20 protein-coding genes are annotated in these 25,847 nt (G+C 52.3%); 9 read left to right on the top strand and 11 right to left on the bottom strand.

Going from position 1 to position 25,847, the window contains the following annotated elements:
* Positions 1 to 30: 30 nt before the first annotated feature.
* The 7 genes from FHW17_RS13210 to FHW17_RS13180 form a co-directional block, all read right to left on the bottom strand.
* Complete coding sequence (locus tag FHW17_RS13210) at positions 31 to 735, bottom strand: outer membrane protein (protein ID WP_112526113.1); 705 nt, start codon at positions 733 to 735, stop codon at positions 31 to 33.
* A 148-nt stretch (positions 736 to 883) separates the two neighbouring features.
* Positions 884 to 2,032, bottom strand: coding sequence for a hypothetical protein (locus FHW17_RS13205; RefSeq protein WP_182510072.1), 1,149 nt, complete (start codon positions 2,030 to 2,032; stop codon positions 884 to 886).
* 8 nt (positions 2,033 to 2,040) lie between these two features.
* Positions 2,041 to 3,333 carry a glycosyltransferase family 1 protein gene (locus FHW17_RS13200; protein ID WP_182510071.1) on the bottom strand — a complete coding sequence of 431 codons (1,293 nt, stop codon included), beginning with the start codon at positions 3,331 to 3,333 and terminating at the stop codon, positions 2,041 to 2,043.
* Positions 3,334 to 3,426: 93 nt separating this feature from the next.
* Positions 3,427 to 4,290: an FkbM family methyltransferase gene (locus tag FHW17_RS13195; protein WP_182510070.1), complete on the bottom strand. Its 864-nt coding sequence runs from the start codon at positions 4,288 to 4,290 to the stop codon at positions 3,427 to 3,429.
* A gap of 113 nt (positions 4,291 to 4,403) precedes the next feature.
* Positions 4,404 to 5,666 carry a polysaccharide biosynthesis/export family protein gene (locus tag FHW17_RS13190; protein WP_227989080.1) on the bottom strand — a complete coding sequence of 421 codons (1,263 nt, stop codon included), beginning with the start codon at positions 5,664 to 5,666 and terminating at the stop codon, positions 4,404 to 4,406.
* Between the two features lie 3 nt (positions 5,667 to 5,669).
* The gene (locus tag FHW17_RS13185; RefSeq protein ID WP_112526123.1) at positions 5,670 to 6,662 is read right to left on the bottom strand and encodes a helix-turn-helix transcriptional regulator; all 993 of its coding nucleotides are present in this window, start codon (positions 6,660 to 6,662) and stop codon (positions 5,670 to 5,672) included.
* Positions 6,663 to 7,154: 492 nt separating this feature from the next.
* Positions 7,155 to 7,427, bottom strand: a complete 273-nt coding sequence (locus tag FHW17_RS13180; protein WP_112526124.1) for a hypothetical protein — start codon at positions 7,425 to 7,427, stop codon at positions 7,155 to 7,157.
* A gap of 430 nt (positions 7,428 to 7,857) precedes the next feature.
* On the opposite strand from FHW17_RS13180, the gene FHW17_RS13175 reads away from it, so the two are divergent.
* Entirely contained in the window at positions 7,858 to 8,757 is a 900-nt protein-coding gene (locus FHW17_RS13175; RefSeq protein WP_113095825.1) for an alpha/beta hydrolase-fold protein, read from the top strand.
* A gap of 27 nt (positions 8,758 to 8,784) precedes the next feature.
* Entirely contained in the window at positions 8,785 to 9,543 is a 759-nt protein-coding gene (locus FHW17_RS13170; RefSeq protein WP_182510069.1) for a 4'-phosphopantetheinyl transferase superfamily protein, read from the top strand.
* Between the two features lie 4 nt (positions 9,544 to 9,547).
* On the opposite strand, the gene FHW17_RS13165 is transcribed toward FHW17_RS13170, so the two are convergent.
* Genes FHW17_RS13165 through FHW17_RS13155 form a run of 3 tightly spaced genes read right to left on the bottom strand, consistent with a single transcriptional unit; the run spans position 9,548 to position 15,169 of the window.
* Positions 9,548 to 10,894, bottom strand: coding sequence for a SidA/IucD/PvdA family monooxygenase (locus FHW17_RS13165; RefSeq protein WP_112526130.1), 1,347 nt, complete (start codon positions 10,892 to 10,894; stop codon positions 9,548 to 9,550).
* Between the two features lie 36 nt (positions 10,895 to 10,930).
* Positions 10,931 to 14,923 carry a non-ribosomal peptide synthetase gene (locus FHW17_RS13160; RefSeq protein WP_182510068.1) on the bottom strand — a complete coding sequence of 1,331 codons (3,993 nt, stop codon included), beginning with the start codon at positions 14,921 to 14,923 and terminating at the stop codon, positions 10,931 to 10,933.
* 39 nt (positions 14,924 to 14,962) lie between these two features.
* Positions 14,963 to 15,169: an MbtH family NRPS accessory protein gene (locus FHW17_RS13155; protein WP_227989078.1), complete on the bottom strand. Its 207-nt coding sequence runs from the start codon at positions 15,167 to 15,169 to the stop codon at positions 14,963 to 14,965.
* Positions 15,170 to 15,342: 173 nt separating this feature from the next.
* Between FHW17_RS13155 and FHW17_RS13150 the strand changes: the two genes are divergently transcribed.
* The 7 genes from FHW17_RS13150 to fhuB all read left to right on the top strand — a co-directional run bounded on the left by FHW17_RS13150 (position 15,343) and on the right by fhuB (position 25,022).
* Positions 15,343 to 16,371, top strand: coding sequence for a GNAT family N-acetyltransferase (locus tag FHW17_RS13150; RefSeq protein ID WP_246706822.1), 1,029 nt, complete (start codon positions 15,343 to 15,345; stop codon positions 16,369 to 16,371).
* Positions 16,368 to 17,804: an MATE family efflux transporter gene (locus FHW17_RS13145; RefSeq protein ID WP_182510067.1), complete on the top strand. Its 1,437-nt coding sequence runs from the start codon at positions 16,368 to 16,370 to the stop codon at positions 17,802 to 17,804. Before FHW17_RS13150 ends, FHW17_RS13145 begins: the two co-directional genes overlap by 4 nt.
* Positions 17,801 to 18,988, top strand: coding sequence for a PLP-dependent transferase (locus tag FHW17_RS13140; protein ID WP_112526134.1), 1,188 nt, complete (start codon positions 17,801 to 17,803; stop codon positions 18,986 to 18,988). Before FHW17_RS13145 ends, FHW17_RS13140 begins: the two co-directional genes overlap by 4 nt.
* A 187-nt stretch (positions 18,989 to 19,175) precedes the next feature.
* Complete coding sequence (locus tag FHW17_RS13135) at positions 19,176 to 21,347, top strand: TonB-dependent siderophore receptor (RefSeq protein WP_182510066.1); 2,172 nt, start codon at positions 19,176 to 19,178, stop codon at positions 21,345 to 21,347.
* A 12-nt stretch (positions 21,348 to 21,359) separates the two neighbouring features.
* Positions 21,360 to 22,139: an ATP-binding cassette domain-containing protein gene (locus FHW17_RS13130; protein WP_091882769.1), complete on the top strand. Its 780-nt coding sequence runs from the start codon at positions 21,360 to 21,362 to the stop codon at positions 22,137 to 22,139.
* A gap of 16 nt (positions 22,140 to 22,155) precedes the next feature.
* The gene (locus tag FHW17_RS13125; RefSeq protein ID WP_182510065.1) at positions 22,156 to 23,025 is read left to right on the top strand and encodes an ABC transporter substrate-binding protein; all 870 of its coding nucleotides are present in this window, start codon (positions 22,156 to 22,158) and stop codon (positions 23,023 to 23,025) included.
* The gene (gene fhuB, locus FHW17_RS13120; RefSeq protein ID WP_112526140.1) at positions 23,025 to 25,022 is read left to right on the top strand and encodes a Fe(3+)-hydroxamate ABC transporter permease FhuB; all 1,998 of its coding nucleotides are present in this window, start codon (positions 23,025 to 23,027) and stop codon (positions 25,020 to 25,022) included. The genes FHW17_RS13125 and fhuB overlap by 1 nt, the downstream gene beginning before the upstream one ends.
* On the opposite strand, the gene FHW17_RS13115 is transcribed toward fhuB, so the two are convergent.
* Positions 25,009 to 25,527 (bottom strand): sigma-70 family RNA polymerase sigma factor, encoded by a 519-nt coding sequence (locus FHW17_RS13115; RefSeq protein ID WP_112526142.1) that lies wholly within the window; start codon positions 25,525 to 25,527, stop codon positions 25,009 to 25,011. The two genes, fhuB and FHW17_RS13115, sit on opposite strands and share 14 nt — an antisense overlap.
* Between the last annotated feature and the right edge of the window lie 320 nt (positions 25,528 to 25,847).

The raw sequence follows: 25,847 nt of genomic DNA, 5'->3' as shown, positions 1-25,847 counted from the left end.
TGTTTATTCTTGTATCTTCAGAATACGTTGTCAGAACTTGTAGTTCAGGCCGACGCGAACGCTGTGGAAGTCAGACGTCGCCTCGGTAGACAGCACATTGTCTCCAACAGTGCGGCTGCCCAAGTTGATGTACTGATATTCAAGCTTGGCAGTCAGGTGATCCGTAAAGGCATGTTCCACGCCAGCGCCAGCAACCCAGCCTGCCCGTGTCTTGCTTTCATCAATGTAGTTCACGCCATCGACATCAACCGAATATTTGACGTTGCCAAATGCAAGACCGCCTGTGCCGTAGATCATCGTGCGATCCCATGCGTAGCCAAGGCGCGGCCGAACCGTTCCAAACCAGTTAATCTTTGAATGGGCGTCAACGTCAGATCCCAGGAATCGCGTCGATAGATCATCATTGATATCGGCACCCTGGAAATCTGCTTCGAGGCCGAGAACGAAATTGTTCATCTGGTAGTTATAGCCGATCTGAGCGCCGCCAAGGAAGCCGCTGTTTTCCAGCTTGCCGATGTTGCCAAGGAATACACCGCCACTGCGTAGGCCAACACGGTCATCGCCAGCGAAGCCATATCCAGCGTTCACACCCGCATAAAAACCTGTCCAGGTAAATGCCGGTTCCGTGAACACTGCTTCTGGAGGAGCGGTATCGCTGACAGCATCTGCAGCGTAGGCATTGCCCGCCAATACTGTAGCTGCGAGGAACAAACCGATAGCACCAAATTTCTGCATGACTTCCACCTTAAAAAGACCAACTTTCAAAGGGAAGAGTGACATAGAATATATATACTGGATATACTTTAATTATCGAGAAATACCTAAATATAGTCGCTGAATGTCTATGTGTGGCGTATTATGTATTGCATTGGCGAAAGCTACATTATTCTGGGTAGTTAACGGTTTCTTTAGACGTTGCTATCGCATCTTGATCGTGTTCCAAAGCCACATCCGTAGCGTGTTCAGAATCAGGTGTGCTCAAATCGATAGGGCTTAATTCGACAGACCAATAGGCAATCGAACCTTCGATAGAGCCACTATCCGTAAAGAGGCGAATTTCGATTGGAGTCTTCGGGCTATCGATATGGAACGCCGCTTCAGCGGCAAAGGAACCAGTTCCTGACGGTTTCACGCGAATTTTGCTCAACAGCCCATCGCTATGGACCTCAATCGTGAAGATTTGTCCGTAAACATTATGCTCAATACCGAGGGAAAACTTGGCGTTCCATTCACCTGAAGGAAGGTGAAAATAGGGGCCGTAGACCAGGCAGCGCGCCCGGCCGACAAGTTCAATCTCGCCCTCGGAAGGCTCCCCCCCTTTGTCCGCCAGCAGGAAGCTCTCCTGGGGCCATATCAGTGACGAAACCCGATCCTTTATCAATTTGCCATCGAACGGTTGAACGACGCTTCGGGCAATCTCCAGTAGATTTTCCGATACATTTGTCGGATTTGCTCCGGGAGCCGCATAAAAAGGATTGATTTGGGCTGATTTTTCCAAGGTTGGTATCTGGTCAACTTGTGTTGCCGAATCCACATTGTCCATGCCGAGTTGCTTCAGACACCGCACCATAGCTGATGACGTCAGGGAAATACGAAGCTGGCGGCATATCTGGGCTATTATACGATGAATTGGAACTGCACCGAGCTTCTCGCGATCCAAATTAATCAGGAAGGGATGCGCGCGCACTTGGGAGATGCACGCAATACTCGCGGATACTGAGCGGATAAGTCCAATGTCCTCACGCGCAAGCTGGCGAGCGAGATAGGAAACGGAATCGACCGCGTTTTCGCTGAAAACCACATAAGGGGCATTTGTTTTCAATAAAAATGCTGACAATCCGGCATCCAGATAGTGCGATGTTATAATGACATTCTCACTGGTGCGGCTCTTCCACGCATTTTGGATGTCTTCCAGCGTTTCCACATGGAACATGCAATGATCGTCGAACACTTCGCTTGCGATGACGCTGAGGGCAAAATTGCCCCAGAACGACATGATACCTGGCATCCCCAACGCGACCAGAAGAGTCATCGGTATATTTACACTCCTCCATTGAAGAGGCCGTCATAAAGAGAATTGACAGCCTGAGAGTAGCGCGCTGGCGAAAAAAGTTCAGCCTGTTTCGGCCCCAATGTAGCGAGATGGTCACAAAGATCGCTGTCGCGGGCAAGTGCTTTAACGGCATTGCGCAAAGAATCTGTGTCATAGGGGTCAATCAACAGAGCAGCATCGCCTGCAATTTCGGGGACAGATCCTTCTGTGGACGTCAGAACCGGTGTTCCGAGCTGCATCGATTCAAGGACGGGAAGCCCGAAGCCCTCATACAAGGAAGGAAAGAGAACCGCACGCGCGCCGCGTACCAGACTGATGAGAAGAGAATAGGACACAAAATCAAAGCGATGAATGCGGCGGCCGGGGACAATCCGGTTTTCAGTCTGTGCATAAAAGCGAAACCGCTCGTCGTCGATCAAAAGCTGCGTCTGATCGCCCTTCCAGCCGGGGGCGCCAACGATGATCAACGGCAGATCAACCTTGGCTGAAAGATAAGCCTCTACCAGTCGCGAGAGATTTTTCTTTGGTTCAAAAGCTCCAAAAAACAGAAAATATTTCTTCCAGTCGAGATTGAAAATACCTGCAATTTCATCCGCTGCCACATCCTCAGGCTTATCGCGTAAATCGAGCGGCACGTGGACGGATTGATATGTATTGGTGACACGTTTTTCATCGACACCAAGAATCTTCACGATGTCCCGTTTGGATGTTTCGGAGACCGTAACGATGTGGTCTGCCGATTTTGTCAGATGCCGCAGAAGCTTGTAATGATATCGTTTATTGTCTTCTGTCAGGTAGGGCAGGCGCAGGGGTACGAGATCGTGAATGGTGCAGATATTCAGGCCTTTGCGCGCCCTGAGTGGTAATGGATAGGTGCAATGAAGAAGATCCGGGGCCTTGTCGAACGAAAGCGGCAGGCTTTTCCCGAAGGCCTTGAAGTGATGGCGGGCAAGGGCAAAAAGGTCGTTATTTGCATAGAGAAATTCTGATCCCATCAGATTTCCCTGCAATGACTTTACAATCACCGTGCCCGTTAGCGGTATGGGTGTTGGGGTGACACCCATTGGCGCCGCAATGCGTCGACGCATCCAGCGTCGCCCAAGTGCAACAGGTGTAAGTTTCCGGTTTGCATTGTCATCAAAGAGGACCACTTCCCTAAGCGCCGGGTCTTTCGGGAGTTTTCCCTGAACGGAATGAACGATGCCGGTTTTGTATTCAAGTTCGCGTGCGGTTTGAATCAGGCCGCGGGTGTAAGTGGCAACGCCGGTTCCCTTTTGCATGGATAGATTCAGACCATCATACAATATGGTTTTTACCAACGGGCTTCCTTTCGGGATAAGGGCATTAAGTCGTTCACGTGTGAAATTCCCAGCTCACGCCGGCTCCTGTGCCGAGACTACAAGCAGCCAGTCCTCGCCAACGTTTTTTGTAAGAAGCTCCTGAGGTGACACGATATGTGTTTTCCCCTTGAAATCCAGTCGGCGCAATGTGCCATATACAGCTGTCAACCGGCTGATGAATTCCTCACTGTTTGTGTACCTCTCGACATTGAACTCCACCACGATCATCGGTTTGTGGCGGGCTATAGTTTCTTCCATGGCACCGAAAATACGCTGTTCGGCACCTTCCGCATCAATCTTGATGAAGTCGACGCGATCATATGATTTACAGAGCTGGTCGACTGTCGTCACCGGAACATCAATGATGGAACCAATCAACGGGTTCGCAACAAAGTGAGGTTCCACAACTGTTGCATTTTTTGGCTCGTGATGCGGCACGAACAAGGGTGCGGCACCTGTTCTTTCATCGCTGAGAATGCTTTGCTCGAAATGTGTCCGGCGTAAAAAGCCATTGAGATCAATGCTGCGTTTCAAAAAATCCATGGCATGCGGGTTAGGCTCAACCGCTATGAGCTTTCCTGTAGCGCCAACAAGTTCCGCGAGCAGGACGGAATAATAACCGAAATTGGCGCCTACATCGACAACGACCATTCCCGCCTGAATGTTGCGTGCGCAAAATTGCGTCAGCCAGATTTCCCAGTAGCCGTCCAGAAGGAGATGTGATCCGAAACCACGATCGCGGGTATCAATGTAAAATTTGTAACGCCCGAGGATACGTACAATCGCAGTATAATCGCCCAGATATGCACTGTGTGCGAGATTTTGAACCGCTATTTCCAGGTCTTGGCGCTTGAAATTTGCAATCTCGTGGAGATGGAGCAACGACTGGGATGGCATGATGCATTCTCACTAGAGCTGTTCCTAAACGGGAAGCATAGGACAGTGATAGTTTCAGTTATGTTAGTATCCCACAAGACGGATGCTTAGAATGTAATCTCCTTAATTATGGTTTATCGCCCTGCAGCCGCTGCACTTATACCTATTGATGTGGCCGACATGGCAGGCGAAGCGATGCCCTGGAAGATTGCCATAACTTTTTGCCATTCGGCGCCGGAAGCATTGGCAATATAAATGACATCGCGGGGCTGCATCTCAAAGCGTTGCATGGCCAGTAATGTGCTCGTGTCCTTCATGTTGAAGCGATAAACGACAGGAACATACTCACCGGAGTTGAGCAGTGGATTGCCCGCAGCAAGGAACCTGCGCGCGACAGATGAGAGTTCATAGCGCAAGACGAAAACGCCATTGGCGTCGGCGCGATTGTCATTCAGGCCTGCTGCTTTCGCAAGTGCGTCAGCCATCGAGATACGGGACGCTTCAAATGGAATTTCAGCGTTGCGACCGGCGGCACCCAGCACGAGGATAGTGCGCGGTTCACGCACAACGGTAATGAGGTCCCCGGATTTTAGCCGGATATTCTCCGCGGGATTTTCGATAAGCACGTCAAAGGGAATGCGGGCTGTGGTGCCATTGCGTGTCAGCCTGATGATGCTCTCACTTGCCGCCGCCCTGATACCGCCGGAAGAGGCGATGGCATCCAGCACACGCTCTCCCGCGCCTGATAGGGAAATACGTGCGCCAGAAGCGACCTCTCCTGTCACTGTCACTGAGTTTGCCGTACTTCTCTGGATTGTCACGAGAGCCTGAGGCTGCACGGCTTTGCCTTCAAGTGCTGCTGCAATCTGGCGCTCTACTTCCGAAGGTGTCCGGCCTGCTACCGTAATGCGTCCTGCGTAGGGAACGGCAATGGTGCGGTCCCCCGAAACCGTTTGCGGGGGGATGGCCGTTGATCCGCCGGTCGACTGTTGCAGACCAGATGATGTGATGCTGCCACCAAAGAGACTGCCGGGAGGGGCTTCCCAAAGATTGACACCAACCACGTCACCGACAGCAATACGCAGATCGCTTGTTCGTGGTCCTGCACCAAAGCGATTGATCAGGCTCTCGCGAGGACGTGTCGCCGCATAAGAAAGAACGGCATCATTGACATCAACCATCGCATAATTGGTGCGGGTCTCGGTTTTCCGTTGCTCAATAACCTGCTTTGCTGAAGGGCCGGAACTGGGGAGGGCGCAGCCCGACAGAGAGAGTGCAATCGCCGTTGAAATAAGCAATCCTGCCGAGACTGATCTCTTTGGTCCAATATGCCGGAAAAGGAGATACTGTGGCACCGCGTCTATCGGGAGTGAAAGTCCAACTCGCATTCTCAGCATGTCTTACGCGCTCTTTTCATGGAATCTCATCATTGCCGATGGACTCATTCCATATGCATTCCGGTACAGGGACGAGAAGCGCCCGGGATTTGAAAACTGAAGATGCATGGCCAGATCAGTTACGTTCCGGGCACTGCCGCTGACGATTGCATCATGTGCCGCCGACAATCTGTATTCGCACAGAATGTGCATGGGGCTGGTGTCCCGATATTCCTTGAACATACGTTGCAGGGCACGTGAACTGCATCCTGCCGCAGCCGCAATGTCATCGAGCGTTATCGAATTATGAATGTTTTCTCGCATGAATGCTTCCGCACTCTGCAGATAGCGGGGCGAAATTCTACGTGAGGATTGATTGTTCAATGCGCTGACATTGTCAGGCTTGGTCATGAACAGTTTGGCAAGCAACAACCGTTCATATACGCCAGCGAGAACTTCCCGCCCGGAACTGGTAGCTGCAGCAATGTCTTCGCTGACATAGCAAAGCGTCTGATAGAGTGCAGAAGCGCTACCTGTACGGAAATCGTGCAACGGCGAGAATGCCAGTTCCTGAAAGTATGGCCGCCGCATCAACCGTTCGAAATGTTCACGCAGGGTCGGTACCGGTACAAGATATGTCACCCAGGTGCTGCCGGGATAAAATTTTGCCTTGACGCCAGGTCGATCAAACACACTGGTTGCGCTTCCAGCGGCAATATTTTGTACTTTCCGGTTTTTTGTATCGATAAGATCAATCGCGCCTTTGAGCATAAATACGAAGCTCAATGTTGCGCCTACACCATTTGAAACAACTTCAAGACGGCCGCTTGTCTCGCCATACACAATAGATGTTTGCTGTAAGGTGCATATTTGACGCTTGAATCCATAACGGCCCTGCTCATCCGGGAAACTAGACCAGCGCCAGTTATCATCAATCTTCTCAATGTTACTGGATATGTCGTCACTTGAACTCGAAAGAGATCTGTATTCAGAACGTTCCATAGGATTTTTATACATTTCTCCCCCGAAAAAACCCAAATACCTTCAAGCAACTTCTAGAACGAAAGTCCATGATAAACTTTAGACATTCAAGGAATTCCAGATTACGAGAAACTTTGCAGAAATAGCAACTAAAGAAATATGTCTTCCAAGTTTTTTAGCTTATTTGATTAATGTGAAATTTAAAGACAAATTTATCTATCCCATACAATACAAAACAATTGTTTCATAAATTAGAGGTTTGAACATTATTTTCAACATGTATATTGACTAAAACGTTAGAAAACTGGCGTTTATAATAGATGTTTGTCGTGATGTGTATATTTTTACAGAAACGAATGAAGCGCACGACAGATAAAAGCCTGCCATCTTGTATGGATCGCGCGTTAATCAACGCAAGCCATAAAGAGGACAGGCCAATGGCAGCCAAAGGGCTGTATCGTGGATGAATCTGCCTTTCAGCAAGAGCAAGTGCTGCATTGCAACACTGATTCTCCTGATTGCTGCGAATTAGAGCTTGCCGTTTGGATTAAGGGGGGAGGCATCAACGGCGGCCTGAATAGTTCTCGATGTCACGGATGGCCGCGCTCGGTTAGCCGCATCAATCATCTCGTTGGTGGGGTCCCGCATAACGCTATACACTATGGGCAGCGCGGCTTTCGCATATTCCCGGTACGTTTGGCGGACGAAATCCGGAATACTGTCCCAGCTTTGGCTGCCAGTATACTTCTGCGCATGGATCGCCTTTGCGATGGATTCTATAAGTTTTTCATGTGTATTCATAAATCGCATCTCACTTCGTTCGATCATTCCAAGGCAAAACCATTAGTTACTATGTAAACCATATATATAATTGAAGAGAGAAGGTTTTCAAATCAGAGTAAACATCTGAAATTAACTGCTTTGCTGCAAGAGATTTTCAGAATCGCTTTATGGGAAACGAATATATGGTTAGCGGGACTGGTTTTCATAGCAAATCTTATGTTCTTGGGGCATTTAAAAATTGTGTGATCGCAAACAGGCTGATAACCGGCGATTGCCGTGAATCTTAAGTGATTGTGTCAGCTATGTTCCGTTGAAAAGTGACGTTCAACGGCGCAGAATAAATATTGACCATTATGTTCATGTTTAATAACAGGATAACCAACCAAAGCGTTCTGCGCCGTTAAGCGGTGGAAGGACCAGTCCTTCGAGCCTCGCAAGATATGGAATAATGACAGCATTTCCCAATTCATCATTGGTCACGATTGGCGATACCACCTTTCACGACGTCGTTTCGAATCAGAATGGCCAGACTTACCGCATTTTCGTTTATCGCCCGGGCGGAGAGCCGCCAAAGGATGGATGGCCAATACTCTATATGACCGACGGCAATGCCGTCATCGGCACTGCTGTTGATGCGATGCGGGCACAGGCATGTTATCCCACGGGGACCAATGTGTGTTACGGTGTCATTGTTACGATCGGTTATCCGGTTGATGGGGCCTATGACCCGTTGAGGCGCTCATGGGACCTCGGGCCGCCACCTGGACAGAGCTATCCGCCATTTTACGAGAACAGCCCGGAAGTCAGAACCGGAGGTTCAGAAGAGTTTTTGACGTTTGTCGAAGACCAGATAAAGCCCATGATTGAGGCCGATATTCCGATCGATCGGAATCGCCAGGCGATTTTTGGCCACTCCTTTGGCGGGCTCTTCGTCCTCTACAGCCTCTTTACACGCCCGGCAGCCTTTACGACCTGGATTGCGGCAAGTGCTTCCATCTATTGGGAGAATTGCGCGATTAACGAATTTTTGCCTCGGTTTGAAGCGGCGCCTGCAACGCGGCCCGGTGCCGAACTCTTTCTTTCGTGCGGGGAGTATGAAACGGACAAACTGGCACCGTTCCAGCGAGGCGCTGCTGACGAGGCTGATCGGTTGACGCAAAAGAAGATCACGCGAAACAATGATTATTCCGTCGAACTTATGAACCGCTTGAACCGTTTGCCGGATAGTCCAATCCGGACAGAATTCGAGATTTATGCGGGTGAGAATCACATGTCACTGCTGCCGGTCGCGGTCAATCGTGCGATTCAGACGGCCTTTGCAATTGTGAAACCACACCTGATATCGTAGTGCTACCAAGGGAAGGATGCAGGCGAGATGCTGCCATATGATCTTCTCTTGGATATGCCCGAAGCGAGCGCAACGCCCACTCGAGAACACCATCCGGCAATTGATATCTGGTGGTGGCCCCATACGAGTGGCCAGACCAATTGGGTCAAGATCAAGTCGCGCTTAACGCGTGAAGAACAGGACCGAGCGGCGGCTTTTCGATTTGAGAAAGATAGTATCGGTTTTATGGCCGGTCGCTATCTGCAGCGCAGCATATTGTCGTCTTACACAGGAATAGCTGCTGAGGATTTGCATATCGCGGTTGGAGAGCACGGCAAACCATACCTTGCAGACAAAACCGCATTGACGTTCAATCTGAGTAATACGGAAGGTCTATCAATCCTTGTGATCAGTCGAGATTGTACCATTGTTGGTATAGATGCCGAAATACATTCTACGTTACTTGAGGAAGAGACGGCGCAACTCATCTGTTCTGCCAGCGAGCTTGCAACGTTATCCACGCTCCAGGGAGCAGAGCGTCAATCATTGCTGTTGACGTACTGGACCCTGAAGGAAAGTTTTTTGAAAGCTACGGGAGACGGGCTGATCGTTGACCCGAACCGTCTGAATGTATGGCTCGAACACGGTACAAAGACCATTCACGTTGAACAGAATCTATCAAGTGATGACACCGGTTGGCATCATCGTCTTTTTCGTTCGCCCGGCGGCCACTTGATCGCTGTTTCCGCACAATCGGAGCGGGCAGCACTGGTATTTCGCCAGCACCGCTTTTCCGATCAGATTTGATGACCTAGTAATCTACGGCGATGGACTGACCGAGTGTCTCGTGACCACTCGACAGCCAGTTGACCTGCGAGTCATGCGGCTCCAGATCAAAGTGCTCTTGCCCGGTCAGCGTATTGATGATGTGGGCGCTGCGCCACGCCATCAGGCTGAGTTGTGAATCGGCAATACCGTGGCTATAGCGTCCGGCATTCTGGGCAAAAATGCGATTCTGCTTCGGCCCATTCCAGTTGAGGCAATACTCGTCATTGAGTGCTGGACGGCTGTTCCTATCGAACTGGATACGGTCCTGCAATCCGGATAGCGCTTCTGGCAGCTTGAACTGATAACCCGTCGCCAGAATGATCGCATCAGCGTGAGCAACCTCGACACCGCCATCGAAGCGGTTACGTACGATCAGACGATAGCCGTCCTTGTCCGCCTCGACCTGAATGACATCACGATTGGGCGAGAGCTTTGCATCGATGTTACGGCCTTCGAGATAGCGCAGGCTGTAAAGTCGGCGATAGATTGAGTTGATAGTGGAATGCGAAAGGCCGTCGCTGGTGAGGATTGACGCTTTGAGTGCTTCCAGCTTCTGGTCATTGTTCAAATTGAGATAGGCGTAGACATACTCAGGCGAAAACACCTGATTGGAAAACGCGGTATCGTTGATTGGCTCAAAGTTATGCCGACGGCTGAACCAGTTGAGTTCCTTCAATCCTGCTTTCGCATTAAGCAGAGACTCGACAACTTCACCACCGCTCTGGCCACCACCAATAACGGCAACCCGCTTAACATCGAGATCAGGCAGACGGAATTTGGCCTCGGAATTGTGGAAGCAGCGCTCGCCAAGGAATGGTGTTGCCCAGGACGGCACGAATGGGCTTGTTCCTGTTCCCAGAACAATGTTCTTGGCGGCGACGCTGCCCTTGTCGAACTGTACAACAAACCGGTCCTTATCGTGCTTGACCTCGCGAACAGTGGCATCAAAGGAAACATTGTCGAGCTGTCCCGCCACCCATGCCAGATACTGCGCGAATTCGCGTCGGGGTACAGCGTCGTAATGGGCATTCAGAAAAGCGTAGAGGCGCTTGTGTGCCACGAGATAAGCTACAAAGGACCAGGGATTGGTCGGCATGACGGGGGTGACAAGATCCTTGAGGTAGGATGATTGCAGCTCGACATCGGGCAGCATCATGCCGGGGTGCCAGTCAAAACTGGCCCGGCGTTCGTAAAAATGCGCCTTTACCTGTCCCACACTATCAAGCAGGGCAGCAAGGCTCAGGTTGGAAGGTCCGACACCGATACCCGCCAGATCGAGGGTTTCGTTCGGCTGACGCAGATGATCATTGTTCGCAAACATGGCAGTCATCAGAATTCCTTTCCGTGATCTTGATTCCAAAGGGCCCTATCGGGCCTCGTCCAGCCGGTGGGAGAGACGGCTGTGGAATGCCTGTGATCCGATTACGTGCAGATGGTTGGTGCCAGAGATAATTTCCGCCGGATTGGCCCGCGGTGAGTAGCGCCGCCAGTCGATCAGGTTGAGACCCCGATTCAGGCTGTCATCGGCCGCCCATGAATGGATCGGCACATCATGCGGCTGCAGTTCGTGACGCCTGAAAATCAGAGCGTTGTCGATGAGAATCCAGAACGTGTGTTCGCGGCTGCTGATGTCGGGACCGTCTGTTGGTAACTCATCCTTTTCGTCGCCAACAAAGCGCAGGAACTGCTCATAGGTGTCTTCATCCATGACGTTGAGCAGGCGGTCCCATTCACCGCGCATGGCTGTTCGTGACAACCATTCCTGTACCGTGGCGTGCAGCTGATCGCGTTCACCTGGCTTGAAGCGTGGCTTGGCGCCGATGGCGAATTCCGTGCCTAGATCGCAGACATCAACCATTGTGATCAGGCGCAGATCGATCTCATCGCCAAGCTTGCGCGCGGTTTCATAGGCAAGCAGACCACCCCATGACCAGCCGAGGAAATAGCAGGGCTGGCCTTTGCTTTCGCGGCGGATGTAATCCACATAGCCCTGAATGATATCGTCAACCGACGAGCCGATTTCCTTCTGTTCGGAGAGCGAATAGCAGATGAAACCGGTGGCGGGCTGATCGGCACCGAGATAGTCGACAAGCTTGACATATTCGCGCGTGCTGACCAGCAGACCGGGGAAGCAATAGAGAACCGGCTTGGTTCCCGATGCGCGCAGGACAATTACTTCACTGCCCGCCTGATCATTGCCGTTTTCAACAATTTGGGCAAACGAACGGATTGTCGGATTGTTGAAGAGATCGGCAATCGTTGTCCGGTTCTGCGGCTTGCGCTGGCGCAATGTTGAGAGAATACGGATGGCACCCAGCGAGTTCCCGCCAATCGCGAAGAAGTTGTCTTCGACGCTGATCGGGCTGATCTTCAGGATTTCCTGCCAGATATCGCGGATTTCTTCTTCGGAGGCATTTTCCGGTTCGATAATGTTCCGCTTCATCGGCGTTGGTGCTGGAAGTGCGAACCGATCGAGCTTGCTGTTCGGGTTGATTGGCATCGCCTTAAGCGGAACAATAGCTGAAGGCACCATATAGGCGGGAAGCATACGTTCCAGTGCCGAATGCATGTCAGCGACATCCAGTTCGATACCCTGCTTTGGCACGACATACGCAACCAACATTTTCTGTTTGGTTGCATCGTCATCCCGCAGCACAACCAAAGCTTCGCCAACGCCATCCAATTGAAGCAGGGCCGCTTCGATTTCGCCAAGCTCAATGCGATAGCCGCGCAGTTTGACCTGATGGTCAACTCGGCCAACAAATTCGACTGTGCCGTCTTCGCGCCAGCGTGTCAGATCGCCGGAACGGTAGAGGCGGCCACCTTCTTTGGAAAAGGGATCGGGGATGAAACGGTCAGCTGTCGTATCGGCCTTGCCGATATAGCCGCGCGCCATGCCTTCGCCCGCAATGAAGAGTTCGCCCGTTACGCCGATGGGGCAGGGGTTGAGATCAGGATCGACCACATAGACCCGGCGGTTGCCGACGGCGCGGCCGATTGGTGCATAGGTGCCTTCGAACTTCTGTCCGGCGCGCACCTTCCACACCATCGGTGTCATGATGGTTTCTGTTGGCCCATAGCCATTGATCAGCCATTCGGATTTCAATGCCGTGGACAGAAGATCAAATGTCTGCTGGGCAAGGCCCTCGCCACCAAAGGAATAGAGGCGCATCGGTGGAGCGCTGTCGGTCAGATCAGCCCATTCCGCCAATTGCTGCAGATAGGTTGTTGGAATGCTGGCATTGTTGGCCCCATGCTTGCGCATGGCGGTCAGGGTTTCTTCGGGTGTCCACAATGGCTGATCAGGCAGAATGATGCTACCGCCTTCCATCAGCGGATTCATCCAGCGTTCGTGCCCGCCATCGGAGCTGAACGGCAGGAAAGGCAGCTCGCGCGATTCTTCGCTCATGCCGTAAACGCGCGAAGTGTTCTGCATGTGATGGGTCAGCGGTCCATGTTCGACTGCTACACCCTTTGGCAGACCAGTCGAGCCGGATGTGTACATGATGTAAGCAAGCTGATCCTTGTGAACTTTCACATCTGGAACGCTGTCCGGTTCTTCTGAAAGATCAAGCTTGTCCAGCTCCAGAATAACCGCATCAAGCCCTTCCGGAATGCGATCAAGCAGCCAGCTATGGGTCAGAATGACTTTTACGCCGCCGTCGCGCAGGATGTGATGGTTGCGGCTGGTTGGATGATCAGGCTCGACGGGAATATAGGCGCCGCCAGCCTTGAGCGTGGCAAGAATGCCAACGATTGCTTCAGGAGAGCGTTTGACCGCAATTGCAACGCTGATATCAGCGCCAACGCCAAGTTTGATCAGCCGGTGCGCCAGTTTATTGGCGCTACGGTCAAGTTTGCTATGGCTCCAGATTTCATCGGCAAAGATGACGGCTGTTTTGTCAGGCGTCCGTTGTGCATGGGCAGCGATATGTTCATGCACGGCGCGGTCATCATTAATGCCGTCATCTTCATAGGGGGCGGAAAGAATAAGGAGTTCGTCATCGGTGATGAGTTCGATATCCTTGATGCGAACCTGCTCTCCAGCAATAGCCTGGGACAGGATACGGCTGAAATGAACAGCCGCGCGCTCGATTAATGCGGGTTCATAAATATCTTCGGCATAATCGAACAGACCGGCAAGTCCGCCCTGTGCGCTTGGCGTGAGAACCAATGCAAGTTCTGCGTCCGAGCGTGGGGCAATGGATGACGCATGATGGTCAGCCAAAGCCGAATGCAGCACCGGCTGACGGAATTCAAACAGGGATTTGACGATGGCATCCTGTTCCCGCTCTTCATGCGTCTGAATTTCCTGAACAAGGCGTTCGAAGGGAACAAGATGGTCTGTTCCGGCGGCGATGGATGAGACCAACGCTTTGCACACATCAAGAAATACGGTCCGTGAGGTGAACTCAAATTTGAGCGGTAGAATCTGTTCTGTGCGTGCAATCGTTGACCGGTCGATCTCATTGCCGGAGCCAAGCAATGTGCCATATTGCAGGGCATAGTTTCCGCTGTAGCGCGCCAGGAGAACGGCAAAGGCTGCAGAAAGCAGGTGTTCAGCTTTGAAGCCTTTCAATTGGGCATAGGATGCAATGCTGGTCCACAAATCAGCACCCAAAGCGAAAGAGGCATGCTTGCGCTTGGCACCGGCATACCCTGTTGCATTGAAACGGGTAGGCAGTGTCGTGGCATTATATTCTTCGCCAATCAGATCACGCCAATGGGTGAGTGCCGCCGAGAATTCCGGCTTATCCAGCCACTCCTCTTCGCGCACGCCGCGTTGAAGAGTGTCCTCGGAAAGGGCTGGCAATTCCTTGCCTTCGACCAATGCAATGAGATCGTTGCGCAGGATCGCGAGCCCCGCTTCGTCACAGACAATCGGATGCAGGACGATGGTCGACACCAACTGGCCCTTGCTTCCAACAATCAGTTGATAGCGGGTGGAAACTCCATTCAGGAGATTGAAGGGACGGGCAACAAAACCGCCTTTCGCATCTTCGATTTCCGTCTGGGTTAAAGGATTGCTGTCGCTGCCGATAATCTCATTCGATGGAAGATCAGCCGGAATGGAGAACTGCTCGATGCGGCCACCGGCAAAACGGCGGAAGCGCGTGCGCAGGGCACTATGGCGTTGTGCCAAGGTGCTCAATGCGGTCTGCAATTGATCCAGATCAACCGTTTCATTCCATTGCAAGGAAAGAATCTGAAACGGGAAGACTGTGCTGTTGCCGATCTGCTCAAGTGACCAGATGCGCTTTTGTGCCAGTGTCAGCGGAAAGCTTTCGACAGCGCCATTGGCAATGTCCTCGATGGAAGCAGGCTCATTAGTATCAGGTTGAGCGAATAGTTTGTTCATATCGTCACCGATCTGTTGTCTGAAAAGGTTATCCGGCAATCACGCCATTGCCTGCCGCAAGGCGAGCGGCCGCGGGTCAACCCAGATTTTCTTGATTTCGCTCAGGCATTCCTCGCGGGTGCCGCTGAAGCTTTCCTTGTTCCAGCCAACCGGCAGAGCCTTGTCATTGGACCAGACGGAATAGCGGTGTTCCTGATCGCGAACGATGCTCCAGGTCTCTGGTGACGTGTCGACATTCGACATCATGCGGGCTCCTTGCAGAATAAAGACATGACCAAGAGACGGATGAGCCCGCGTCCGATTTAAGCGGAATAGGAGAAAAATTTTTTAAAGTTTTGGCTAAATCGAAAAGCGCCCCAGCCGTCTCTATGGAAATCACTTTGTCAAACGATGGCAGCGAACATGCTGCGGAGTGCGCCATGACTCTTGTTTCCAATATTTCCAAAGAAGCCAATGTTTCGCGGTTTCCCACACCCGGCTCCTCGTGTTTTCTGAAATCAGCGGAGATGAAAACGCCGGGCCAATTGGTAATTGCAACCGGCGCCGGTCGCTATCTCGTTGACGTCGAATCCAGGGCGGACAGTGTCCAGCTACGTTTGCCTGACCTGAATGCGGGTGAAACCGTACCGGTATTGGCCTCAGCCATCGAGTTCCTGTCGGCGCAGTCGCGGAATATCAATCTGGTTGAAATCAACAATGTGCAACCATCGGATTTCCCGCTTGGTTTATACAACGGAAATTCGTTGACCGTTGATACGCGGGAGTTCTGGCAGTGGCCAATGCCGTGGATTGCCAATCCGCCCTATCCGCATCCGCAAGTGCATACACTCACCAATGGCCAATATCATCCCAAGCGACCGCGCAAGCCTGTCGGCATTCTCTACGAGCGTTACATTCCTTGGCTCGATCAGACGCTTTCCTTCCGCGCCGCTGATCCGGAGACTGATCTCGACCATTTCCACCGTTGGATGAATGATGAACAGGTCAATGTGATCTGGGAAGATGGCGGCGACAAGGATAAGCACGCAGCCATTCTCGAGGAGCGGCTGCATGATCCGCATATCCTCGCCTTGATCGGTTGCTTTAACGGGGTTCCGTTTGGCTATTTTGAAGTCTATTGGGCCAAGGAAAATCGTCTCGGACCTTACTACGATGCGCAGGATTACGACCGGGGCTGGCATGTGGCCATTGGCGAGCCCGATTATCGCGGCAAGCAGTGGATTACCGCTTGGCTGCCATCACTGATGCACTTCATGTTTCTCGATGATCCGCGCACGCAGCGCATCGTTGGTGAGCCGCGTGCCAGCCACGAACAGCAAATCCGTAATCTCGATCGCTCCGGATTTTCCAAGGTGAAGCACTTCGATTTTCCGCATAAGCGCGCCATGCTGGTGATGCTGCTGCGCGAGCGCTTCTTTGATGACAGGCTTTGGGTTCCAGCGCCATGAAGCCCGATGCAGGCGGGCCTTCAAAGCCCAAACGCGCTTATTTCGCGCCGGATGATCTGAACGATCCGGCGCTCACGCGTTTAATCTTCAGATTGGGTATGCCAGCAGTGGCTGGTCTGTCTATCAATGCTGTTCATCACACCATTAACATGGTCTTTGTCGGGATGATCGGCAGCCATGAAATCGCTGCCATCACGGTTGTCCTGCCGATCCTGATGATGATCGGTGCGATCGGTGAGGGGCTTGGCGTTGGTGTTGCCACCGCTGTTGGGCGTGCGCTTGGCAGTAACAACCCACAGCGCGCCAATGTGACCGCCTCGACATTGATGGTTTTAGCCGTGCCGCTCGGAATTTTCCTGACGGTCGGTATTCTCTTGTTCCGGCGTGAGCTTCTCGGCCTGTTCGGTGCCAGCGGGGCTATCATGCCGCTTGCCGAGCACTATCTGATGATCGTTGCCTTCTCGGTGACGCTGACAATGCTGCAAATCCTGTCCGATTTCATTGCCATATCGGAAGGCAATACGCGCTTCAGCATGTGGACGCTGCTTGGGTGTTTTGCTCTCAATATTGTTCTCGATCCGATCATGATCTTTGGTTTCGGCTTCGGACTTGCCGGCGCGGCTTTGGCAACCATCCTGTCGCAGATTGCAGCACTTGGCGCCTATGCACTCTACTTTCGCAAGCGGGTTGGCACATTGCATTTGTCGGCGCGATTTGCCGCGTTCCGGGCGGATATACTGAAACCTGTATTCTCAATAGGTCTGCCCACAACCCTGACCAGCATGTTGAGCAGTATCAGCTTTGCCGTTCTGTTTACCTATGCGGGCTTTTACCGGGGTGATAGCGGCATTGCTGGTGTTGGTATTGCGCTGCGTGTTCTCACCCTGGGTATGCTGCCCATCATTGGTTTGTCGCTTGGCGGTCAGGCGGTGTTGAGTTTTGCCTGGGGTGCCAGGAATTCGACCCGATTGCTTGCGGCGTCGAACATGCTTCTGGCGCTGACATCGGCCTTTGCAGTGATTTACGGCCTTGGTGCTGTTTTCCTGCGATATCCCATCGCCGCCGTGTTTACGAACGATACCGAAATCGCGCAAACGGCGGCACTGACGATTATCGTCACGCATGTCCCTTTTGTCTTTTTCGGCATCCGTCAGATTCTCGTTGTGCTTCTGCAAGCACAGGGCAGGGCACGGCTGGCTGCCACGATCAGCATTGCCCAGAATGGTTATTTCCTGCTGCCACTGCTGTTTGTCCTGCCGCACCTGTTCGGTTTCAACGGGCTTCTTGCGAGCCTGTTTCTGGCTCCGGCACTAACCGCACTCCTGTCGGTAATTATCCTTTTCACTGCGCTGCGCCAACTGCGCGGCACCACGACTGCATCATCTCTTCCCATCACAACTTTCAACAACACAGTGTCTGAGAGGGCATCATGAACAAAGCCATGCCACCCCACGAATTCGGCTCAATGGAAATGCCGGATGATCTGTTTTCACCCGTCGATACCGCCGCATTTAATGCGGTTTCTCCACCCATCTTCCAGACGTCGCTCTTCACTTACGATACTTATGAAGCGATGGAAGACGTATTTGCCGGTCGTTCGCGCAATTACATCTATTCGCGTGGCGATAACCCCACCGTGCGTGAGTTTGAGCTGCTGACAGCGCGGCTTGAAGGCGCTGAGGATGGCCGTGGTTTCTCGAGTGGTACTGCCGCAATCACCGCAACGATCCTTAGCCTTGTCGAAGCCGGTGATCGTGTGGTTGCCGTTCAGCACCTTTACAATGATATTTATCGTCTCTTTGTAAAAATGCTCGCCCGGTTTGGCGTGACGGTGGATTTTGTTGATCCGTCCAATCTTGACGAAGTGCGGGCTGCCTTGCCGGGCGCCAAGCTGCTTTATCTCGAAAATCCGACATCAATGGTTTTCGAGTTGCAGGACATCGAAGCCTTGACGACGATGGCCAAGGAATATGGCGTGACAACGGTCATCGACAATTCCTGGGCAACGCCTCTGTTCCAGAAACCGATCCAGCACGGTGTCGATATTGTCATCCACGCCGCTTCGAAATATCTGGGCGGTCACAGCGATACGGTGGCGGGCGTTGTTGTCGGCCCGCGCGATCTGATCGCCAAGATCAACAGCTCGACCTATCCCTATATCGGCGCAAAGCTTTCACCCTTCGAGGCATGGCTGTTGTTGCGTGGTATGCGCACATTGAAGGTTCGGCTGAAGGAGCACATGCACAATGGTCTGGTGCTCGCCAAGCATCTGCAACAACACAACGATATTGAACTTGTCCGCCATCCGGCTTTTTCGGATCATCCGGGCAAGAAGACGCTGACGGGTTTCTCCGGCCTGTTTGCCTTTGACCTGAACCCGGACATCGATGTTGCGCGCTTCGTCAATGCGCTTCGCCATATTCGTCTTGGCGTCAGCTGGGGTGGGCCGGAAACACTTGTTGTTCCTGCCAAGGCCGCTTTGCAGATTCCTGACCGGATGACGTCGTTTGTTCGCTTCGGCGTTAATCCTCAGACGATCCGTTTCGCTGTCGGTTTGGAAGAGCCTGAAGTCATCTGGAACGATATCCAGCAGGCGCTCCATACCGCCAAGTTGTAGATGTGACACAGGCAAAACAAACTTGGTTGAGGCGGGTTGAAAAAGACGGATATTTCGTCAAACCCGCCTTGACTCCACTAAGATGACAAATGTAGTCATGTTTTCAATATGAGAATAATACTCATATTAAATATCAAATAGTCTCAGGGTTTTAGCAGGGGTGTGGTTCATGCGGGGTTGCAGGGCGATGATTTGGAACGGGGTCAATTCAGCGGCGCGCAAGCGTCAATATCGTACCGGTTTGCTGATGACCACATCGCTGGCAACATTATTCGCCGCCAATCTTGCTTTTGCACAGCAGGCGCCAGTCATTGAGCTGAACCCGATCATCATTAACACTGGTGACGATGCTACCGGTCCCGGCAATGGTTATCTTGCCAAGAACACCAATACCGGAACAAAGACAAGCACGCCGCTGCGGGAAATACCGCAATCCGTATCTGTTATCACACGCGAACAGATGGATGACCGGCCTTCGCAGCGCATTGAGGATACACTGGCGTATACGGCTGGTGTTACTGTCTCACCTTGGGGTGTTGACGATCGGTATACGCAGGTCAATATCCGTGGCTTCGATGCTGGCTCCAACTCCCTGTTCCGGGATGGTTTGCCGCAAAAGACGCTGGATTTCTCGGGTTTCAAAATTGAACCCTATGGGCTTGAACGTGTCGAAGTATTGAAAGGCCCGGCATCCGTTCTCTACGGGGAGAACGAGGTCGGCGGTGTTATCAACGCAACGACCAAGCGCCCGACAAAGGACCCGCTCTACAGTGCCTATGCCTCCTACGGATCGTTCAATACTTACGAGGTCGGGTTGGATGCAGGGGGCCCTCTTGATAAGGACGGTGTGTGGACATATCGCTTGACCGGCCTGTTCCGCGATGGGGAGCAAGAAAAGAAATTCTCCGAAAATGATCGGGTGTTTATCGCACCTGCTATTACGTGGTCGCCAAGCGCCGATACATCCTTAACGGTTCTGGCGAATTACCAATGGGACAAGTTAACACCCAATTACTTTGTTCCATTGGCAGGTGTTCAGTATCCTGCATCCTACGGCAAGCTTTCGCGTAGTTTTACAACGGCTGATCCGAATTTCGATCGGTTCCATGCCAATCATGGTTCCATCGGTTACGATTTTGAACATAACTTCAATGATGCGTGGACTGTGCGCCAGAAAGTACGTTACTCGGCTGAAGATACTGATTACCGTCACCTCTACTACAGCAACAGCATGATCGATGGCCGGTTAATACCAAGAACCGCTTTTACCGTGGATCAGAAAGCCACCGAGTTCAGTGTAGATAATAATGCTGAATATACATATGAAGCCGGTCGCTTGAAGAATACACTTGTGGTTGGGCTCGATTACAACCGGTATACAGTGGACGGAACGAAGGGTTTTGGTAACGGCCCGAACCTTGATATTCTTAATCCGGTCTACGGACTGGATATAGCCAACCCGCCAATCTATGAGAATTTGCGGCAGACGATCAGTCAGGTTGGGCTTTATGCTCAAACACATGCCAAGATTGATGATCATTGGTTGATTACGCTTGGTGGTCGCCAGGCCTGGATTGAAAACAAAACCAATAACCGGCTTGATAGTACGGCGAGTACATCCCAGTCCGATCAAGCATTTACCGGCCAGATTGGACTTGGTTATCTTTTTGACAACGGCCTTACCCCCTATGTCAGTTACTCCGAGTCCTTCAAAACAAATATTGGGGTTGATGCAAACGGCCAGACGTTCAAGCCGACAAAGGGTAGTCAGTATGAAGCAGGCGTAAAATATGAGCCTGACTTCTTCCCGGGCACCCTGACAGCTTCCGTATTCCAGATTACCAAGTCCAATATCACGACACCTGATCTGTCAAATCCAATGAATACAATTCAAACCGGTGAAGTCCGGCATCGTGGCTTTGAACTGGAGAGTATTGTCAATCTCTTCCACGGGGTAAGCCTGACAGGAAGCTACACCTACCTCGACGCCGAAATTACATCAAGCAATACGGCTGGCGAGCAGGGGAACAGCCCTTCGCTGGTGCCCGAACATCAGGCGTCTTTGTGGGCAAAGTATAATTTCGATACCGGCGTGTTACAGGGCTTGAACGTTGGTGCAGGTGTTCGTTATGTCGGCAGCAGCTTCGGTGACAACGCAAACAAAATCAATATCGGCGCCTATACACTTGTGGATGCTGAACTGAGCTACGAGAAGAACGGTTGGAAGGGCTCGATCAAGGCGAGCAACCTTTTCGACAAAACTTACTATGGCAATTGTTCCGCGGATGCTGCCGGTGATCCAATGTGTATCTATGGCGAGGGTCGTGTGATCAAAGGCATCCTGTCAGCCAAATTCTAAGGTCAGTAATAAATGAACGGAACATCCTTTTCTCTCAGCGGTGTCGGTTTCGATATTGACGGAAGAACTTTACTTCATCCGCTGACTCTGGATGTTCCCAAAGGGGAGGTTGTCGGCATTCTGGGACACAATGGTTCCGGAAAGTCGACGCTTCTGAAAATCCTCGCGCGTTTTCAGGCGCCGACACATGGGCAGGCTGACTATCAGGGTCAGCCTCTCGCATCGTTCCGCCCGAAAGATTATGCCAAAAAAGTCGCTTATCTGCCGCAGCAGACGCCCGATACGGATGGTATGACTGTGCGGGAAGTTGTGTCGCTGGGCCGGTACCCCTGGCATGGTGCGCTGGGGCGGTTTTCTCTGACTGACCGGACCAAGGTAAGCGAAGCGCTGGAACTCACCGGCCTGACGCCGTTTGCGGATCGTATCGTCGACACTTTGTCAGGCGGCGAGCGTCAGCGCGCCTTTTTGGCCATGCTCATTGCGCAGGATACGGAATGTCTTCTGCTCGATGAACCAATCTCGGCTCTCGACATCAACCATCAGATCGAAGTGATGAGTCTCATCCAGACGCTTGCGCATGAGCACAACCGTTCGGTTCTGATTGTCCTGCATGATATCAACATGGCCGCGCGCTACTGCGACCGGCTGATCGCCTTGTCGGGCGGCAAGCTTGTGGCGCATGATGCTACGGATGCGCTGATTACAGCCGACAAGCTCAATGCCATTTATGGCGTTCGCATGGGCATTTTCCGGCATCCGGAAACGCAATCGCCCATCAGCTACGTTCTCTGAGATTGGAATTCTTGTAATGGCTGCGCTGCGTCGACGTGATTTCCTATTCGGCTCGACCGCCGCGTTTGCATCATTCATGTCGGTCAGATCAGGGAAGGCGGCCGAACCGCGGGTCGTGTCGCTCGATTATGGTCTGGCGCAGACATTGATTGAATTTGGTGCCCCGCCGGTTGGCCTCATTGATACTCAGGGCTGGTACGACTGGGTGATGGAACCGCCACTGCCGGCGGGCATTGCCAATGTCGGTTCCAATTATGAAATCAACATGGAGATGCTGCAGCTTCTGCAGCCTGACCTGATTATTTCAACGCCTTACCTTGAGTGGATCAGGCCCCTGCTTGAGACGATCGCACCGGTTAAATCCTTTCCCATCCATGCGCTTGGGTCCTCGCCATATCCGCATATCGTGAGTGCAACACGGGAGCTTGGCCAGATTGTGGGCCGACCTCAGCAAGCACAGGATCTGATTGATCGAACCGAACGTGGGCTTGATGCAGCCAAAATTGCGACCCGCCGTCTCGCTGAGCAAAAGCTTGCTATCATAACTTTTCTCAACGCGCGTAACATCCGCGTTTATGGTCCGGGCGGCATTTTTCAGGATGTTTTCGACCGGCTTGAGCTGCAGAACGCCTGGACAAAACGCACCAATGAATGGGGTTTCGGCGATGCCGGCCTGGCTGACCTGATTACCATGGGCGACAGCCGCGTTTTTTACATGGACCCGGTCCCACCCGACGTGCTTGCCGGTTTGACGGGCAGCCCCTTATGGCAAGCCATGTCCTTTGTTCAAACGGGACACGCGCAGCGCATGGCAAGTGTGCTGATGTTCGGCGCGCTGCCCTCAGTCTCGCGCTTCGCGCGTCTTCTGGCCGAGGTTAAAGTGTAATGCTGCGTACATCCTCGTCACAACGCCTGATCTGGACCAGCATTCTTTGGTTGCTTGCATTTGGCATTGCAGCTCTCAATCTGTGGCCGATAATCAGCAGGCTTGGGGTCGGGGCTGTTTTTCTGCCGCCTTCGGCTAGCGATGGTCAGGCGGTCCTTCTGCATTATAGCCTTCTGCCGCGCCTTGCCATGTCTGTTGTCTGTGGCTTTGCGCTTGGGCTTTCAGGCACGCTTTTCCAGCATATATTGCGCAATCCGCTGGCGTCGCCCTCGACATTGGGGGTTGAAGCTGGAGCCCAACTGGCACTTGGCGTTGCGATATTGTGGTTTCCGGCACTCCTCGGCTGGAATCGTGATCTAACCACGGCAATTGGCGGTTTCACTGCAATGGCAATTGTTTTTGCCGTGGCATGGCGTTTTCAGTTTCAGCCAGTGACTGTCATTCTGACCGGTCTTGTCATGGGCCTCTACTGCACGGCGATCGTGACCATTCTGGTGCTTATGAATGATCATTATCTCGCAGGTTTGTTCGTCTGGGGCGGCGGTTCGCTCAATCAGAACGATTGGCGCGATGTAAGCGCACTCTGGCCAAAAATTGCTGTCTTTACGCTCTTTGCCTTTCTTCTGGCGCGGCAACTGAATGTGTTGACGCTTGGTGATGCGGCGCAAGGCTTGGGTATGAAATTGCATACAACCCGCGCGCTCACCCTTGCGGTTGCCGTTGCATTGACGACGTTCACGGTCAGTGTTGTCGGGATTATCGGCTTTCTGGGTCTCGCATCGCCGGCCATTGCGCGTGCAATTGGCGCGCGGCGTATCAAGGACAGGCTCATTATAGCTCCACTTGTCGGTGCCGGTCTGCTTGTTCTCATCGACCAGCTCTTGCAGTTGCAGTCGGCAACCACGGGCATTGTGCTGCCAACCGGTGCCGTGACGGCGCTGATCGGCGTCCCGGCATTGTTGATCGTCATGTTGCGCCGCAAGGCTATTGGTCAACCCACCACCGCATCGCCATCGATCCGCAAGAGCCAGCACCCGGCATTGCTGCTATCCACACTCGCCGCGCTTTTGCTCGTTGCCTGTGTCGTCGCAATCTTTATCGGGCGAGGAATCGATTCTTCATGGGCTGTTCACACCGGCAAGGTGTTGGAATCCGTCTTGCCGTGGCGGCTGCCAAGACTGGTTGCTGCACTTTCGGCAGGAATAATGCTCGCTCTTGCGGGCAGTCTCCTGCAGCGGTTGACAGGCAATTCCATGGCCAGCCCTGAAGTGCTTGGCGTCAGTGCAGGTACTGCCTTCGGACTGCTTTGTGTCCTGTTTGTCGTTGCCCAGCCTGATTATGGTCACAGGCTGCTTGGTGGTTTTCTTGGTGCAGCCGCAGTCCTTGTCGCGTTGTTTGCCATGAGCTGGCACAAAGCGCAGTCGGGCAACCAGTTCCTCATTATTGGCGTCTCGTTGAGCGCGTTTCTCACTGCACTAGTTTCGGTCATTCTCGCATCGGGTGATCCAAGAGCCATGTCACTGATCAGTTGGATGACGGGCTCCACCTACAGTGTCAGCAGTTCTACGGCGATCATCTCACTCATCTGCGCCCTAGTTGCCATGGCCACCGTTTCAGTCTTTCTCCGACCCCTGCAGCATTTTGCCTTGGGTGAAGCGTCGGCGCATTCGCACGGGGTCAACGTTCGAACATTCCGAATACTCATTCTTGGTTTTGCGGCTCTTCTGACGGCCATCGCCACACTTGTCGTCGGGCCACTGAGCTTTGTCGGCCTTATGGCGCCGCATCTGGCGCAGCGTATGGGGCTGACACGCGGCTTCCCACATCTTCTCGGTACGGCTCTGTTCGGGGCCTTGTTGATGGCCGTTGCAGATTTTATCGGCCGCACCGCCTACTTCCCGTGGCAATTGCCAACGGGGCTGATCGCCACGCTTTTGGGTGGTCCGGTCTTTGCGCTGCTGCTTCTGCGACCGCGAAAAGCTGCTAGGCAGCTTTGAGTGATTGTTCGCAGTAGCGGTGCGCATCCTTGATCATGAAATTGACGAGGGTGCGCGAGACGCCAAGTTCTTCCGCGATATCTTTCTGCGGAACACCCTCAATACGATGACGGATGAATGCGTCATGGGTGCGCTTCGGCAAGTCCTTGAGCGACGCCATCACCTTGTTCAACGCTTCCGCCATAACGATACAGTCCAGCGCGTTGACACATGGGGCCGGCACTGAATCAACACCATCCATCGGCATAAGATTGTTCTTCTCGTATTGCCGTTTGCGCGCCTCATCAAGCGCAAGATTATAGACCATCCGACAGGCATATCCGACAGGGCAGTGGATGCAACTCGTCTGCATTGTGCAAGCTTTCACAATAGCATCGTGAAATATATCTTCTGCTTGCGCGTGGGAGTGCAATACACTTTCGGCAATAACTATCAGTTTATTTTTGTATTTAACCAATGCGTCGATAAGAACATTTCCATCATGAAGACCTTGTTCTTTTGGCATGATCTTTATTCTTTTTGATATTGGATTTTATTTTCTTTTGAGCAAGCGACAGCGCGGCCATATTTATTTCAAATATTGAAATAAACAGGCCTGCAACCATTGCGCGAACAGCTATACAAGAACATGAGAAAAAGAGTCAAGTTAAAGAAAGCGCGATTTATAACAGCATTCGATAAGTCGTTGAAAATGATCAAATGAAATGGTTCCGGTGCGTCTGATCAAAAAGAATCTACCGGATATGTCGTTGCCTGTGGTCGACCCGATTGCGACAGCCTGATAAGCCGGGCTGGCATAAAACTGACAATATGGACACATGATAA

It is taken from the genome of Phyllobacterium sp. P30BS-XVII (assembly GCF_014138335.1).
Lineage (GTDB): Bacteria > Pseudomonadota > Alphaproteobacteria > Rhizobiales > Rhizobiaceae > Phyllobacterium > Phyllobacterium meliloti.
This window is presented reverse-complemented; position numbering and strand designations above follow the sequence as displayed.